Source organism: Pseudomonas sp. HMSC067G02 (genome assembly GCF_001813485.1).
In the GTDB taxonomy this organism is placed as follows: domain Bacteria; phylum Pseudomonadota; class Gammaproteobacteria; order Pseudomonadales; family Pseudomonadaceae; genus Pseudomonas; species Pseudomonas aeruginosa.
This window is the reverse complement of record NZ_KV812672.1, coordinates 729-16,051: the sequence shown is the minus strand read 5'-3', so window position 1 is coordinate 16,051 and position 15,323 is coordinate 729. Positions and strand designations below refer to the sequence as shown.

Sequence of the window (15,323 nt, the reverse complement as noted above, 5' to 3'; positions counted from 1 at the left end):
GTCAGAAAGCGAAGCAGGAACAGCCGAATGCGCCCCAGAAACCCTGGAAGTCGCTCACCGGTACGTTGGAGTGGCGCGCGCGGTTGTGCTCGTGGGCGTGTACCGCGCAGGCACCGACGCACTGGTGGACCTGGGCGGTCAGCGGCGCGCCTTGCCGCCAGTGGCCGGGTACCTTGGCCACCGGCGACCAGTCCGGCAGCACCGGCGGCGCCGGCGGACCGAGCTTGTCGAACTCGGCGGCGGCATAGACGATCTTGCCGTCGACCACCGTGAGCACCGACTCGATCCACTTGATGGCCTCTTCCTCGACGCCGAAGAAGTCCGCCGACAGCGCCGCCAGGTCGGCGAGCTGGCCAACCTTGATCTGTCCTTTCTTGCCCTGCTCGCTGGAGAACCAGGCGCTGCCGTGGGTGAACAGCTGCAACGCGGTTTCCCGCGGCAGGCCCTGCGGATACAGGGCCATGCCGCCGACGGTGCGGCCGCTGACCAGCCAGTACAGCGAGGTCCAGGGGTTGTAGCTGGAGACCCGGGTGGCGTCGGTGCCGGCACCCACCGGCACGCCCTCGGCGAGCATGCGCTGGATCGGCGGCGTGGCCTCGGCGGCTTTGGCACCGTAGCGGTCGACGAAGTACTCGCCCTGGAAGGCCATGCGGTCCTGGATCGCGATGCCGCCGCCGAGTGCCCGCACCCGCTCGATGTTGCGCGGGGTGATGGTCTCGGCGTGGTCGAAGAACCAGGGCAGGCCGTTGAACGGAATGTCGCGGTCGACCTTCTCGAACACGTCGAGCATCCGCGAGATCGATTCGTCGTAGGTGGCGTGCAGGCGGAACGGCCAGCGCTGCTCCACCAGGTGGCGGACCACCGGCTCCAGCTCCTGCTCCATGGTCTGCGGCAGGTCCGGGCGCGGTTCGAGGAAGTCCTCGAAGTCGGCGGCGGAGAACACTAGCATCTCGCCGGCGCCGTTGTGGCGGAAGAAATCGCTGCCCTGGCCGTACTTGACGCTGCCGGTCCAGTTCTTGAAGTCGGCGAGTTCTTCCTTCGGTTTCTGGGTGAACAGGTTGTAGGCGATGCGTACGGTGAGCTGGCCCTGGTCGGCCAGTTCGCGAATCACCTGGTAGTCGTCCGGGTAGTTCTGGAAGCCGCCGCCGGCGTCGATCGCGCTGGTCAGGCCGAGGCGGTTGAGTTCGCGCATGAACTGGCGGGTGGAGTTGACCTGGTACTCCAGCGGCAGCTTCGGTCCCTTGGCCAGGGTGGCGTAGAGAATCATCGCGTTGGGCCGGGCGATCAGCATGCCGGTGGGTTCGCCGCTGCTGTCGCGGACGATCTCGCCGCCGGGCGGGTTGGGCGTGTCCTTGGTGTAGCCGACCACGCGCAGGGCGGCGCGGTTGAGCAGGGCGCGATCGTACAGGTGGAGGACGAACACCGGGGTGTCCGGCGCGGCCTTGTTCAATTCCTCCAGGGTCGGCATGCGCTTCTCGGCGAACTGGAACTCGTTCCAGCCGCCGACCACCCGCACCCACTGGGGGCTGGGCGTGCGTTCGGCCTGGTTCTTGAGCATGCGCAAGGCGTCGGCCAGGGAGGGCACGCCTTCCCAGCGCAGCTCCAGGTTGTAGTTGAGGCCACCGCGGATCAGGTGCAGGTGCGAGTCGTTGAGACCGGGGATCACGGTGCGCTTCTGCAGGTCGATCACCTGGGTGGCGCTGCCGCGATGGAGCATCGCCTCGGCGTCGTTGCCGACGGCAAGGAACTTGCCGTCCTTGATCGCCACGGCGGTGGCGGTGGGGTTGTCGCGGTCCACGGTGTGGAAGCGGCCGTTGTGCAGGATCAGGTCGGCGGTCATGGAACCTCCTGGGTTGCTTGCGGGAGAAAGGCTGGCGGCGTTGGCGAAGGGCAGGGCGGACCACAGGACTCCGGCGGCGCCCAGCACCGAACTGGTAGTGAGGAAATGGCGGCGGTCCTTGCTCGGCGGATCGTGGCTCATGGCGTGCTCCTGGCAGCGGGGCGGAATCGGTCAGCGAGGGCGGCGGCGAGAGAGGCCACCGGACAGGATAGGTGCGGCGGGAAACGTACGGGACGAAAGAGCGGTTTTCCCGAATGACGCATCCTCCTGCAAGCGCAACTTGCTGGTGGTCGATAGCAAGTAAGGCGCGAGACATGTCCTGAACTTCATGGGGGCTTTTTCTTATAGGGCGGACTGTCGATTCTGCTAGCTGGTAATCCTTCTTTTATTGTCTCTGTGTGCGCTTTTTGTATGGATGTGTCGAATATTTTGAATATCGCCGTTCAACTTTATCCGGGGCCGCAGTTCAGTGATTTATTTTCTCGAAAAGTTTGTTTTTTCCAATATCCATGCTTCATAGTCTGGCCGGCCACGGGAAATTATCTGTTGGCCCGCGTGCTGTTGTGCGCAACAGCTGGAATTCATCGTTCGTTGTCAGGAAACAATCATGAGCCACTATCTCGAAGTTCTAACTCCGCAGAACAGCCAGATCATCTTCATCGACCAGCAGCCACAGATGGCATTCGGCGTACAGTCCATCGATCGCCAGACGCTGAAGAACAACGTAGTGGGCCTGGCCAAGGCGGCGAAGGTATTCGACATCCCGGTCACCATCACCACGGTGGAAACCGACAGCTTCTCCGGCCCGACCTATCCGGAGCTGCTGGCGGTGTTCCCCGAGCAGAAGATCCTCGAACGCACCTCGATGAACTCCTGGGACGACCAGAACGTGCGCGACTCGCTGGCCGCCGGGGGGCGCAAGAAGGTCGTGGTCGCCGGGCTGTGGACCGAGGTCTGCAACACCACCTTCGCCCTCTGCGCCATGCTCGAGGGCGGCTACGAGATCTACATGGTGGCCGATGCCTCGGGCGGCACCTCCAGCGACGCCCACAAGTACGCCATGGACCGCATGGTCCAGGCCGGCGTGGTACCGGTGACCTGGCAGCAGGTCCTGCTGGAGTGGCAGCGCGACTGGGCCCGCCGGGATACCTACGACGCCGTGATGGCCATCGCCAAGGAGCATTCCGGGGCCTACGGCATGGGCGTGGACTACGCCTACACCATGATGCACAAGGCGCCCGAGCGGGTGACCCACGGCGAACGCATCGGCCCGAATCCGGCCAAGTGAATGCCGGCCGTGCCGCTCCGGCCCGCCGGGCGGCACGGCCGCGAAGGAGAACGAAGATGAAGCTCTACGTATTGTCGCTGGGCGCCGGACTGTTGGTGGGGATCGTCTACAGCCTGCTGCAGGTGCGTTCGCCGGCTCCGCCGCTGGTGGCGCTGGTGGGGTTGCTCGGCATCCTGCTCGGCGAGCAGGTCATCCCGGTCGGCAAGCAATTGCTCGGCGGTTGCGCGTTCGCCTCGGCCTGCGACAAGGCGGGTTCGGTCGGCCATGTGCTGGGGCAACTACCGGGTCGGCATCGCCTCGACCAGGCCGCTGGCCCGTCGGAAAAGGAAAAGGGTTGAGCGCTATATCATCGAGTAACAGCGCAGTAATCTGGTAGTTATCTTCGTCGGTTAGATTTCCCCGGAACGGCTCCCTCGGATTAATCTCTGGGGGAGCTTTCGTGCGTCGTTTTTCGCGTCGAGAGAAAAGTGTCACGAGATCATCAGGCGCATGGAATCAGGGGGAGTCATGACTGTTGCCATAGACAGAACAAAGGGCGACCAATCCACGCCAGGGAACATCATAAGGGGAGAAGGGTACGCCTTGATTCGCAATAGTGAGGCGACTCCCGATCCGGACAAGGTGATCCATATTCCTTGTGCCGATTCGTTTTCCGTCATCGTTCAGTTGCGCGACTTCAATTCCCATCGTCTCTGGAATGGAAACAAACTGGTTTTCGATGGCGGACATCCACGGAAAAGTATCTCCATCGCCTATCTTGGCGATGAAATAAAGTGCCAGCACCGGACAACTTACGACAATGTCCGCTTCATGTTGCCGCGCGCTTCGATAAAGGAGTTTCTCTACGAAGAAGGGCAACGCGCGTCCGCCGAGCCGGAGCGGATCATCGGTGTCGACGATCCGGTGGTCTATCACCTGGCGCTGGCGCTGCTGCCCAGCTTCGCCAGGGCGGGCGAGCGCAACGAACTGTTCATCGAGCAGGTCATGCTGGCGCTGTTGACCCACGTTCAGGATCGCTTCGCTTCGACCCAGGTCCCGGTCTGCACCGGCAAGGGCCTGGCGCCCTGGCAATTGCGCAGGGCCAAGGAGCTGATCGCCGGGCATCTGGCCGAGGGCGTATCGGTGGCGCGCCTGGCCGAGGAGTGCGGGCTCTCGCGCAGCTATTTCACCAAGGCCTTCAAGTGCAGCACCGGTGTTTCGCCCCACGAATGGCTGATGCGCATGCGCGTCGACCGGGCCAAGGAGCTGATGCTGGGCAGCGACGAACCGCTTTCGCAGATCGGCGTCGCCTGCGGCTTTTCCGACCAGCCGCATTTCTCGCGGATCTTTCTCCGGCTGGCCGGCGCCTCGCCCTCGACCTGGCGTCGGGTCAAGCGGCAGCGCACCGACGCAGCGCTCTGAACCGCGACCGTGCGTGACGGACGGTACGGAAGCCGCCGGATGCTCGGCTAGAATGCCCTGGCTTCGGCGGTCGCCACCGGCCGCCCACTTCGCAACGGAACAGGGAATCGCAGATGAAAGCAGTACGCCAGGGTCGCGGCGTAACGGGGTTGCTCATGCTCCTGGCGCTGGCCGGGTGCAGTTCGCGGTCGGCGGAGCCGCCGCCGCCCAACCCCGACGAAGTACGGGCGAAGATCGTCCGCCTGATGCCGGCCACGGTGCGCGATCGCCAAGGGTGGGCCAGCGATATCTACGCGGCCTTTTCCGCCCAGCAGATCTACCCCAGCGACGAGAATCTCTGTGCGGTGCTGGCGGTGACCGAGCAGGAGTCCACCTACCAGGTCGACCCGCCGGTGGCCGGCCTGGGCAGGATCGCCACCCGCGAGGTCGAGCGTCGTGCCGGCAAGCTGCACGTGCCGGCGTTCCTGGTCAGCTCGGCGCTGAATATCAAGTCGCCCGATGGCCGCACCTACAGCCAGCGCCTGGCCGCGGCGCGCACGGAGAAGGAACTGAGCGAGACATTCGACGATTTCATCGCCATCGTGCCCATGGGCGGCAAGCTGTTCGGCGGCTTCAACCCGGTACACACCGGCGGGCCGATGCAGGTCAGCATCGCTTTCGCCGAGCAGCACGCGGACGGCTATCCCTATCCGCTGGACGGCAGCATCCGCCGCGAGGTGTTCAGCCGGCGCGGCGGCATGTATTTCGGCATCGCCCACCTGCTTGGCTATCCGGCGGACTACCCGGCGCCGCTGTACCGCTTCGCCGACTTCAACGCCGGCTGGTATGCCAGTCGCAACGCCGCGTTCCAGAGCGCGGTGAGTCGCGTCTCGGGGATTCCGCTGGCGCTGGATGGCGATCTGATCCGCTACGGCACGCGCACGCCGGGCTCCACCGAACTGGCCGTGCGCAGCCTCGGCAAGCGCCTGGACATGAGCGACGCGGCGATCCGCCGGGCGCTGGAGCAGGGCGACAGCCCGGAGTTCGCCGACAGCGCGCTGTACCGCAAGGTCTTCGCCCTGGCCGAAAGCGCCACCGGCAAGACGCTGCCCCGCGCCGTGCTGCCGGGGATCGCCCTGGAGAGCCCGAAGATCACCCGCAAGCTGACCACCGCCTGGTTCGCCAAGCGCGTCGACGAACGCTACCAGCGCTGCATGGCGCGCGTGCGGAAACGCTGAGTCCATCGTCGCGCGGTCGCGCGGGTCGAACCTGGCGCCGCCGCGGGAGTCTGCCGTCCTGTCAGCCAAGCTCATGGAGAAGCAGCGTATGAAGACCCGATACAGCGCCGAGGCACCGGCGCGCGACGAACTGGACCGGCTCGCCGGTCCGACGCTGGTGGAGTTCGGTACCGACTGGTGCGGCCATTGCCAGGCCGCCCAGCCGCTGCTGGCGGAAGTATTCAGCGACTATCCGGAGGTCGGCCACCTGAAGGTCGAGGACGGTCCCGGGCGCCGCCTGGGGCGCTCGTTCCAGGTCAAGCTGTGGCCGACCTTCGTCTTTCTTCGCGACGGCCGGGAGGTGGCGCGGGTGGTCCGCCCCGGCAGCGCCAGCGTGCTGGAAGAAGCGTTCGAGAGCCTGGTCGGCGAGGGCTGAGGACCCGGCCCGCGGGCCGGGCGGCGTTCAGGCCGGCATCGCGTGATCCACCTGTTCGCGGATCTCCTGGTAGCGCAGTTCCATCAGCTTGCGCTGCTCGCGCCGGGCCAGGGCCTGGGCGTAGCGGCGTTTCTCGATCGCGGTCTCCGGTTCCAGCGGACGCACCGCCACCGGCCGGCGCTGGTCGTCCATCGCCACCATGGTGAAGAAGCAACTGTTGGTATGGCGCACGGTGCGCTCGTGGATGTTCTCGGTCATCACCTTCACCCCGACCTCCATCGAAGTGCGCCCGGTGTAGTTCACCGAGGCGAGGAAGGTCACCAGTTCGCCGACATGGATCGGCTCGCGGAAGATCACCTGATCCACCGACAGGGTCACCACGTAGCGTCCGGCGTAGCGCTTGGCGCAGGCAAAGGCCACTTCGTCGAGGAGCTTGAGCAGCGCGCCGCCGTGGACGTTGCCGGAGAAGTTCGCCTTGTCGGGGGTCATGAGCACGCTCATGGTCAGTTGGTAGCTGCCAGGTTCCATCGTTCACCTATCACGCAAGTTGGTCACGGGCCATTGCAGTGGGCCGGCGGCCGCTCTGCGGCGGCCTCTGGCGATAGGGTAGGGAGAAACGCCGGCGCGATTAGCACCGCAGTCGACAATGGTGTTTTCCGCGAAACGGGCTTGCGGCGCCGCTCCGTATGCGCCAAGGGCTAGTCGCGGGAGCCGCCGCGTCCTTCCCGGCTGGCATCCATCCAGCGCAGCACTTCTTCGCCGAACTCCGGTGGCGCGATACGCCCCACCCGGCGTACCAGGTCGAGGATGGTCTGCTGGGCCAGCGCTTCTTCCATGCGCTTCTGCGCGGTGAGCATCACCGCGTGGATCGAGCAGGTGTTGCGGGTCGCCCAGGAAGGCGGGTTGCCTTCGAAGATCGCGCAGCGCTCGCGGACCTCGCGGCATTCGAAGATCGATTTGTCGCCGTCGATGGCGCGGACCACGTCGAGCACGCTGATTTCGTTGGCCGGCCGTGCCAGGCGGAAGCCACCGCGCACGCCTTCGGTGGCAGCCACCAGGCCGGCCTTGGCCAGGCGGGTGAAGACCTTGGCCAGCAGTTCCGGCGGCACGCCCTGCAACTCGGCGAGGGTGCGTACGCTGGACTCGCGGCTGTCGCCTTTCTCGTCGGCGAGGAACAACAGGCAGTGGATGCCGTATTCGACGCCGGCGCTATAGAGAGCCATCACTAACTCCGACAGAAATATTCGCAATATTCTGCGCGGTTTTCAGGCCGCTCACAAGGACAGGTCGTTCGCTGTCTTCCGCCTCGAAGCGCTCTATCTCCGATCCTTTTCGTATGTTTTCGACGTCTTTTCCTCTCTTTCACGGCGAGGGGCGATTGCCTGTCGGAACGCTTTTCGGGGATTGATCTTCTTAACTACGACAAATATAGTCGTAGTTACGGAGAGGCTTTTCTCCGGATATCCCGTCCTTTCCCTCCAGGAGCCCCCAATGAAACAACGTATCCTGATCGTCGGTGCCGGATTCGCCGGCATGTGGAGCGCGCTGAGCGCAGTGCGCCAGCTCGACCGCCAGGGCCGCGACGACGTCGAGGTCGCGGTGCTCGCGCCGCAGCCCGAGCTGCGCATCCGCCCGCGTTTCTACGAGCCTGACGTGCAGCGCATGGCGGCGCCGCTGGGCGAATTGTTCGCCGCGGTCGGCGTGCGTTTCGTGCAGGGCAGCGCGCAGCGCATCGACGTGGCCGGCAAGCGAGTGGAGTACCGCGATGCCGAGGGCACGCTGGCGCAGCTGGACTACGACCGCCTGGTGCTGGCGGCCGGCAGCGGCGTGTGGCGTCCGGCGAGTGTCGCCGGCATCGACGCGGCCTTCGATGTCGACCAGTTGGAAGACGCCCTGCGCCTGGAGGCACACCTGCATGCCCTGCGCGACTTGCCGGATTCGCCGGCACGCAACACCGTGGTGGTCGCCGGCGGCGGCTTCACCGGCATCGAGACCGCCACCGAGATGCCGGCGCGCCTGCGGGCGATCCTCGGCGAGAAAGCGGCGCTGCGAGTGATCGTGGTCGACCGCGGCGCCGCCATCGGCGCATCGATGGGCGCGGACCTGAGCGGCTTGATCGCCGAGGCCTCGGCGGAACTGGGCGTGGAGTGGTGCCTGGGGCGTTCGGTGGCGGCGGTGGATGCCGAGGGCGTGACGCTCGACGACGGCCAGCGGATCGAGGCGAAGACCGTGGTCTGGACCGTGGGCGTGCGGGCCAGCACACTGACCGGGCAGATTCCGGGCGAGCGCGATGCCCAGGGTCGCCTGCATGTCGACCGCAACCTCAAGGTGCTCGGTCTCGACGATGTCTACGCCACCGGCGACGTGGCCCGCGCGGCTACCGACGACCTCGGCAACCATGCCCTGATGACCTGCCAGCACGCCATCGCCCTGGGTCGCTCGGCCGGCAATAACGTGGCCGCCGACCTGCTCGGCGTCGAGCCGATTCCCTACAGCCAGGTGAAGTACGTGACCTGTCTCGACCTCGGCGGCTGGGGCGCGGTGTTCACCGAGGGCTGGGACCGCCAGGTACGGTTCGTGCGCGAGGAGGGCAAGAAGATCAAGACCGAGATCAATGGCGTGTGGATCTACCCGCCGGCGGCGGACCGCGCCGTGGCGCTGGCGGCGGCCGACCCGCTGATTCCGGTGGTGGCGTAGGGCGATTTTCCCTCACCCCAACCCTCTCCCGCAGGCGGGAGAGGATGCCGTGCAGCGTAGAGGGATGTCGCGGCGCGCGGATGTCTGGCCTCCGGTAGGGCGAATAACCGCGAAGCGGTTATCCGCCGTTGCCTCGGTTCTCTTGGGAGCGTGCGCCTTCAGCGCTGGCGTTCCACCGCCGGACGGGCGAGCAGAAGGCGCAACGAGGCCCCCAGCGTTTCGCCATGACCCAGGCCGTCGAGCGGCTGGAAGTCCAGCGTGAGCCCGGCAACCCGGCGCAGGTCATCTACCAGCCGCGCCATCGCCTGGCCCGGCTCGGCTTTCAGCGAGCCGCGCGGGCTGGCCGGTTCGGCGCTGCCGCGCCAGAGCAGGAGTTCCGCGCGCTTTCCGCGCAGGCGCTGTTCGAGCCCCGCTCGCTCGCCGAGGATCGCCCCGTCGCGCCACCACAGCGACGGGCTGGCCGCGGCGTAGCGGGCGAACTCGCCGGGACGGGTGAACAGTGCGTGGAGCACCAGCAAGCCGCCGTAGGAGTGTCCCCAGAGGGTTTGTCGCGCAGTGTCCAGGGGCGCCTGCGCCGCCACGGCGGGGCGCATGCCGTCGCGCAGCAGGTCGAGGAAGGCGTCGGCGCCGCCGCTGGGCAGGCCGTTGAGCGGGTCGCGCTGATCGGCCTGGCCGGGACTCGCCGGGGTGTAGTCGAAGGTACGCCCGGCGCGGTCGATGCGCAGCGGCGTGCGGTAGCCGATGGCGACCAGCAGCGGTGCGTCGCCGTCGGCCAGGCGTCTCAGGGTGGACGCGTCGAGGGCGCCGACGGCGGCGTTGCCGTCGAGCATCCAGACCACCGGGTAGCCGGCGGCGGGCGGTGCCTGCAGCGGTCGGCCGAGCCACAGCCGGTAATGCCGCTGGCCATCGACGGAGTCCAGGTCCACGGCGCTGAAGCGATAGGGCAGGTCCTGGCGTTGCAGCAGGCTGCGGTCCATGGTCGCCTCGGGGTACGGTTGCGCCAGCGGCGCGCCGCCGGGCAGGGCCGCCGCCAGGGCGAGGCCCAGGGCGGCGACGAGCAGGGAGGTTCTCATCAGGCTTTCTCGTTATGGCTCAGAACGACGCGGTCAGGCTGGTATAGAAGGTCCGTCCGGGCTCGTTGTAGGTCGCCGCGCCGGCCCCGTCGATGCCGACCACGCCCTGGGCATTGCCGGCGCGGAACAGGCGCTTGTCGAACAGGTTGTCGACGCCGGCGCCGAGGCTCAGGTTCTTGCTCAACCGATAGGTGCCGCCGAGGCCGGCGATGGCGTAGGGCGAGAGCTGGTCGTTGGCGCTGCCGGTGACACGGTCGCCGTGATAGTCGTATTTCTTCGGCTTCTGCTTGCCGTACCAGGTGACCGTGGCTTGCAGCGAGAGGTCGTCGGTGGCCTGCCAGTCGAGCATCGAGTTGAGGGTGTAGCGCGGCGTCACCGAGAGCACGTCGCCGGTTTCCTTGTTCTTCGATTGCAGCATGTAGGTGAAGTTGTTGCTCCACTTCAGGCCGTCGGCCAGGGGCAGGGTCAGGGTGCCTTCGAGGCCCTCGACCACCGCCTTGGGCACGTTCTCCCACTGGTAGATCGCCGCGTTGGCGTAGTCGCCCTTGCCGCCGCTGGCGTGGTCGACCGGTGACAGGCCGGATTCGATCTTGTTCTTGTAGTCGTTGCGGAAGTAGGTCAGCCCCGCTACCAGGCCGTCGTGGCTGTACTCGATGCCCAGTTCCTTGTTCACGCTGGTCTCGGCCTTGAGGCCGTCGTTGCCGCGCAGGTAGCAACTGGTGCTTTGCCCGTAGCAACCCTGGCCACGGCTGTAGAGCAGGTAGTCGGGGTTCAGCTGGTACAGGTTGGGGGCCTTGTAGGCGCGGGCGATACCGGCCTTCAGGGTGACCCGCTCGGTGAGCGCGTGGGACAGGTTCAGCGATGGGCTCCAGTTGTCGCCGACGATGTCGTGGTGGTCCCAGCGCAGGCCTGGGGTGAGCATGGTGCCGGGCATCAGCTCGATGTTGTCCTCGGCGAACAGCGAGAAGATCCGCGCCGAGGAACTGCTGCTGCGGTTCTTTCCGGCGAGACCGGGGATCGAGCCGCCTTCCTCGGTGTTCTGGGTGTTGGAGCTGGGGTCGTCGAGCTTCTGCTCGGTCCACTCGCTGCCGAGGGTCAGGGTCTGCTCGTAGCCCAGGTGCAGCGGCAGGTTGACCTCGCCGTGGGCGGTCAGGTCGCGCAGGGTGGCGGTGTAGAAGCCGGCGTTGTTGGGGTCGAAGATACCTTCGGTGCCGCCGGCCAGGCCTTCGTTGATCCGGCTGTTGCGGGTCTTCTCGTACTGCAGGTAGGCCAGCGAGCTGCCGAAGTCCCATTCGCCGCGATGGGTGACCGAGTAGGTCTCGCGGTACATGCGGTTGGTCTCGTGGCCGAGCATCTGCTTCACGTAGTTGTTGCTGTTGGTGTTCTGCGTGTCGCCGGTGTAGATGTTGCCCTGGCGGCTGAAGCCGGCCTCGAACTCGAGAGTCTGCTCGGGCGTCAGGCGCCAGCTGAGCAGCCCGTCGATGTCCTTGTTGCGCACGCCTTCGCGACCGGCGGGGAGGGTGCCGGCCTGCTTGCCGGTGCGGTTGGATTCGTGGCCGGCGTTGATGTCCCAGTCGTCCGAGTCGGTCTTGGCGATGTTGCCGTAGACGCGGTAGCTGAGATTTTCCGTGAGCGGCCCGTTGAGACCGAAGCTCATCCGTTCGCTGGCGCCTTCGGCCTTGTGCTGCGGGAAATTGCTGTAGACGCTGAGATTACCGTGGGTTTCCGCGCCGGCCTGCTTGGTGATGATGTTCACCACGCCGCCCGCCGCGCCGTTGCCGTAGCGCGCCGCCGCCGGGCCGCGGATCACTTCGATGCGCTCGACCTGGTCGGCCGGCACCCAGTTGGTGTCGCCGCGGCTGTCGCGCTCGCCGCGCCAGCCGTAGCGCACCGAGTTGCGCGAGCTGACCGGCTTGCCGTCGACCAGGATCAGGGTGTTCTCCGGGCCCATGCCGCGGATGTCGATCTGCCGGTTGTTGCCACGCTGGCCGCTGGAGCTGTTGCCGGTCAGGTTGACCCCCGGCATGGTCCGGATGATCTGCGACAGGTCGTTGCTCGGCGGTCGCTTGGCGATGTCCTCGGCGGTGATGATGGAAACTCCCGGCGCCTGCTTGGTTTCCTCCTGGGCGGTGGCGACCACGGTCTGCTCGCCCAGCTCGATGACGGAGCCGTCGCCCTGGCCGGCGGCGTGTACGGCGTTGGCGAGCAGGCAACTGGACAGCAGCAGGAAGGGAACGGCGGGAAGGGCGCGTGAGGACATCGGTGATCTCCGGGCAATGCAGCGAAATGCAAGAGATCACGAATGATATTGATTGTTATTTGAGAGTAAAGCGCATTAACTTTCTAAACACTTCGCCCTCAGGCGGCCGCCGGCAGCCACAGGTGCAGGCACAATCCGGGCTTGCCGTTGCTGGCCCAGAGCCGGCCGCCCTGTAGCTCGATGGCGCGCCGGGCGATCGCCAGGCCGAGGCCGAAACCTTCGCCGGCGCTATCGTCCAGGCGCTGGTAGGGGAGGAAGATGCGTTCCAACTGGTCTTCCGCCACGCCAGGGCCTTGGTCCTGCAGGCGCAGGTGCCAGAAGTCGCCCTCGCGCTCGCCGTCGAGGCTGACCGTGCCGTCCTCGGGCGAGTGACGGATGGCGTTGCGCAGGAGGTTCTCCATGGCCTGGGCCAGGCTGTCCAGGTGGACCTCGACGCGACAGTCGACGCCCAAGCGGCAGGGTAGCCGCGCCGGGTCCCAGCCGCTTTCGAAACAGGCGTCATCGCGCAGCGCTTCCCACACCGACAGCGCCAGCACCGGCTCGGTGGGCAGTTGCGGGCGCTCGGTGTCCATCCAGGCGAGGTCGAGGGTGTCTTCCAGCAGTCGTTGCATGTCGCCGATTTCGCGATCCAGGCGCTGGCGCAACTGTTCCGGCGGTAGCTCGCTGTCGTGGGCGATGCGCAGGCGCGCCAGCGGCGTGCGCAGTTCGTGGGACAGGGTGCGCAGCAGCAGGCGCTGCTGGGCGAGACTCAGGCGCAGGCGCTCGGCCATGTGCTCCAGGGCCTGGGCCAGCTCGCCCAGTTCGTCGCGGCGGGCCGCCAGCGGTGCGGCGAGGGGAGTGCTTTCCAGTTCGTCGGCGCGCAGGGCGTCGGCGCGATCGCGCAAGCGGTTCAGCGGCACCACCAGGTGGCGATAGAGCAGCAGGCCGAGCAGGGCGGCCAGCAGGGTCGGGACTATGCCGTGGGTGACCAGGTGGGTCCAGGGGGTCAGTCCGCCGGGCAGCAGGCGCTCCGGTAACTGGATTACCAGCCGGCCCTGCTCGGGATGTCCGGGGAACTCGATGCTGACGTACGGCAGTTCGTCCTGCAGGCGCCGGCTCATCGGCCAGTCGAGCTTGCGCATGAAGGTCAGGTGGCTCGACTCCTCGGCGCTTAGCGGCGTGCTGCCGAGGCTTTCCAGGTGCGGTCCGACCAGCGCCACCCAGGTATCTTCCTTCGCCGACAGTTCCTTGCGGAAGCGTTCGGCGCCCGCGGCGCCCTCGCTGCGCCAGGCATCCTCCGCCTGCCGCGCGTAATCCGCCAGGTAGTGGCGGTCGGCCGGGGCGAGGAAGTAGGTGCTGCGCTCCACCGACAGGCCCCAGGTGTAGATCAGCCAGGTCAGCAGCAGGCAGAAGCCGACCTGCAGCAGCGCCAGTTTCCATAACAGCGGGTGCCTGCGCATCAGGGGTGTTCCGTCTCCACCAGCAGGTAGCCCTGGCCGCGCACCGCCTGGATCTGTAGGTGACGGACGGCGACGGCGGCGAGCTTGCGCCGCAGGTTGCAGACGTGCACGTCGAGACCGCGGTCGAGGCGCGTGTAGCTGCGGCGCAGCACGCTCCGGTAGAGGAACGGCTTGCTCAGCGCCTCGCCGGCATGTTCGCGGAGCGTCGCCAGGAGGCGGTATTCGGATGGCGTCAGCCCCGCCGGAAGGCCCTGGTGGAGCACATCCTGGGCCTGGTCGTCGAACACCAGCCGGGTATCCCGCCGCTGCGCCGACGGCAGGCGGTCCAGTCGTACACGGCGCAGCAGGGCGTCGGTGCGGGCATCCAGCTCGGCCAGGCTGAACGGCTTCGGCAGGTAGTCGTCGGCGCCGCGGGTGAAGCCGCTGATGCGATCCTGTTCGGCGCCCAGGGCCGACATCAGCATCACCGGCGTGGCCTGCTCGCGGCGCAGCGACTCCAGCAGGGCTAGGCCGTCGAGGCCGGGCAGCATGATGTCCAGCAACACCAGGTCGAACGCTTCGCGCCCGGCGGCTTTCAGCCCGTGCGAGCCATCGCCGCAGACGGTCACGCGGAAGCCGCGCTGGCGGAAATGCGCGTCGAGATCCTCGCGCAGGCGCGGGTCGTCTTCGACCAGCAGCAGGCGGGGAGATGGGTTTGAGATATGAGAATGATTCACGTTCGTGAATATCTCATTTTTGCCGGGGATCGGGCAATGGGCCAATGCGACGCATCGCGCACGGAGCGGAAATACTTTTCGACAAAGCCGTCGTTGCTTCGGTTTTTTTTCTGGCTTAGGGTCGGCGGGTCCGCAGGAGGCGGGCAGGGGTGTCGTGGCTATTGGCTAGCCTTTCGCGACGGCACGGGGTTGTACGATCATCTTGCGCGCCGCTGGCGCGTTGTTCGGGCCGCCCGCCGCAGGTGACTATCAAGGAAGATTGCCCATGCTGTTCTCCCAACATACCCGTCTGGTGCACGTGGACTCCCCGCTGGGCCCCGAGGTCCTGCAACTGCAACGGCTGGAAGGCCGCGAGGAGCTGGGCCGGCTGTTCAGCCACGAACTCGAACTGGTCTCGAGCAATCCCGCCTTGCCTCTGGATGCCCTGTTGGGCAAGCCGATGAGCCTCGCGCTGGAACTCCCCGGCGGTAGCCGGCGGCACTTCCACGGCATCGTCGCGCGCTGCAGCCAGGGCGCCGGCGCCGGCCAGTTCGCCAGCTACCAGGTCACCCTGCGCCCCTGGCTGTGGCTGCTGACGCGCACCTCCGACTGCCGCATCTTCCAGAACCAGAAGGTCCCGGACATCATCAAGCAGGTGTTCCGCGACCTCGGCTTCTCCGACTTCGAGGACGCCCTGAGCCGCTCCTACCGCGAGTGGGAATACTGCGTGCAATACCGCGAGACCAGCTTCGATTTCGTCAGCCGGTTGATGGAACAGGAAGGCATCTACTACTGGTTCCGCCACGAGAAGAAGCGCCACATCCTGGTGCTCTCCGATGCCTACGGCGCGCACCACAGCCCGGCCGGCTACACCAGCGTGCCCTATTACCCGCCGAGCCTCGGCCACCGCGAGCGCGACCACTTCTTCGACTGGCACATGGCGCGCGAGGTCCAGCCCGGCTCGCTGAGCCTCAACGACTACGACTTCCAGCGTCCCG

14 protein-coding genes are annotated in these 15,323 nt (G+C 66.7%); 7 read left to right on the top strand and 7 right to left on the bottom strand.

The genetic code is table 11. The annotated features are described in order from the left end of the window. Position 1: 1 nt before the first annotated feature. Entirely contained in the window at positions 2–1,840 is a 1,839-nt protein-coding gene (locus tag HMPREF2914_RS13925) for an amidohydrolase (RefSeq protein ID WP_003110530.1), read from the bottom strand. Between the two features lie 607 nt (positions 1,841–2,447). Between HMPREF2914_RS13925 and HMPREF2914_RS13920 the strand changes: the two genes are divergently transcribed. The 5 genes from HMPREF2914_RS13920 to HMPREF2914_RS13900 all read left to right on the top strand — a co-directional run bounded on the left by HMPREF2914_RS13920 (position 2,448) and on the right by HMPREF2914_RS13900 (position 6,161). Beyond that, complete coding sequence (locus tag HMPREF2914_RS13920) at positions 2,448–3,128, top strand: hydrolase (RefSeq protein WP_023981098.1); 681 nt, start codon at positions 2,448–2,450, stop codon at positions 3,126–3,128. A 56-nt stretch (positions 3,129–3,184) separates the two neighbouring features. Further along, a complete protein-coding gene (locus HMPREF2914_RS13915) occupies positions 3,185–3,466 on the top strand; it encodes a XapX domain-containing protein (RefSeq protein ID WP_003101509.1) in 282 nt (93 codons plus the stop codon). Between the two features lie 169 nt (positions 3,467–3,635). After that, complete coding sequence (locus HMPREF2914_RS13910) at positions 3,636–4,529, top strand: helix-turn-helix domain-containing protein (protein ID WP_003119473.1); 894 nt, start codon at positions 3,636–3,638, stop codon at positions 4,527–4,529. A 113-nt stretch (positions 4,530–4,642) separates the two neighbouring features. Beyond that, positions 4,643–5,746, top strand: a complete 1,104-nt coding sequence (locus HMPREF2914_RS13905) for a DUF1615 domain-containing protein (RefSeq protein WP_003119474.1) — start codon at positions 4,643–4,645, stop codon at positions 5,744–5,746. A gap of 88 nt (positions 5,747–5,834) precedes the next feature. Further along, positions 5,835–6,161 (top strand): thioredoxin family protein, encoded by a 327-nt coding sequence (locus HMPREF2914_RS13900; RefSeq protein ID WP_003101499.1) that lies wholly within the window; start codon positions 5,835–5,837, stop codon positions 6,159–6,161. A gap of 27 nt (positions 6,162–6,188) precedes the next feature. Here the strand turns inward: HMPREF2914_RS13900 and HMPREF2914_RS13895 are convergent, their stop codons facing one another. Both HMPREF2914_RS13895 and HMPREF2914_RS13890 read right to left on the bottom strand, forming a co-directional pair. Then, positions 6,189–6,689, bottom strand: a complete 501-nt coding sequence (locus HMPREF2914_RS13895; protein WP_003090555.1) for an acyl-CoA thioesterase — start codon at positions 6,687–6,689, stop codon at positions 6,189–6,191. A 170-nt stretch (positions 6,690–6,859) separates the two neighbouring features. Beyond that, complete coding sequence (locus HMPREF2914_RS13890; protein ID WP_003090553.1) at positions 6,860–7,384, bottom strand: RrF2 family transcriptional regulator; 525 nt, start codon at positions 7,382–7,384, stop codon at positions 6,860–6,862. A gap of 268 nt (positions 7,385–7,652) precedes the next feature. Here HMPREF2914_RS13890 and HMPREF2914_RS13885 point away from each other — a divergent pair, with 268 nt between their 5' ends. Next, positions 7,653–8,858, top strand: coding sequence for an NAD(P)/FAD-dependent oxidoreductase (locus HMPREF2914_RS13885; protein WP_003101497.1), 1,206 nt, complete (start codon positions 7,653–7,655; stop codon positions 8,856–8,858). A 158-nt stretch (positions 8,859–9,016) separates the two neighbouring features. Here HMPREF2914_RS13885 and pfeE read toward each other — a convergent pair whose 3' ends face one another. From pfeE to HMPREF2914_RS13865, 4 genes are all read right to left on the bottom strand, one after another. Then, positions 9,017–9,931, bottom strand: a complete 915-nt coding sequence (gene pfeE / locus HMPREF2914_RS13880; RefSeq protein WP_023091660.1) for a ferric enterobactin esterase PfeE — start codon at positions 9,929–9,931, stop codon at positions 9,017–9,019. Between the two features lie 19 nt (positions 9,932–9,950). Next, a complete protein-coding gene (pfeA, locus tag HMPREF2914_RS13875) occupies positions 9,951–12,191 on the bottom strand; it encodes a siderophore enterobactin receptor PfeA (RefSeq protein ID WP_003090548.1) in 2,241 nt (746 codons plus the stop codon). Positions 12,192–12,289: 98 nt separating this feature from the next. Then, positions 12,290–13,630, bottom strand: coding sequence for a two-component system sensor histidine kinase PfeS (gene pfeS, locus HMPREF2914_RS13870; RefSeq protein ID WP_023091661.1), 1,341 nt, complete (start codon positions 13,628–13,630; stop codon positions 12,290–12,292). Continuing rightward, positions 13,630–14,346 carry a response regulator transcription factor gene (locus HMPREF2914_RS13865; RefSeq protein WP_023091662.1) on the bottom strand — a complete coding sequence of 239 codons (717 nt, stop codon included), beginning with the start codon at positions 14,344–14,346 and terminating at the stop codon, positions 13,630–13,632. Before HMPREF2914_RS13865 ends, pfeS begins: the two co-directional genes overlap by 1 nt. A gap of 265 nt (positions 14,347–14,611) precedes the next feature. Between HMPREF2914_RS13865 and HMPREF2914_RS13860 the strand changes: the two genes are divergently transcribed. Next, a partial coding sequence (locus HMPREF2914_RS13860; RefSeq protein WP_139148214.1) for a type VI secretion system Vgr family protein occupies positions 14,612–15,323 on the top strand: 712 nt, incomplete at its 3' end.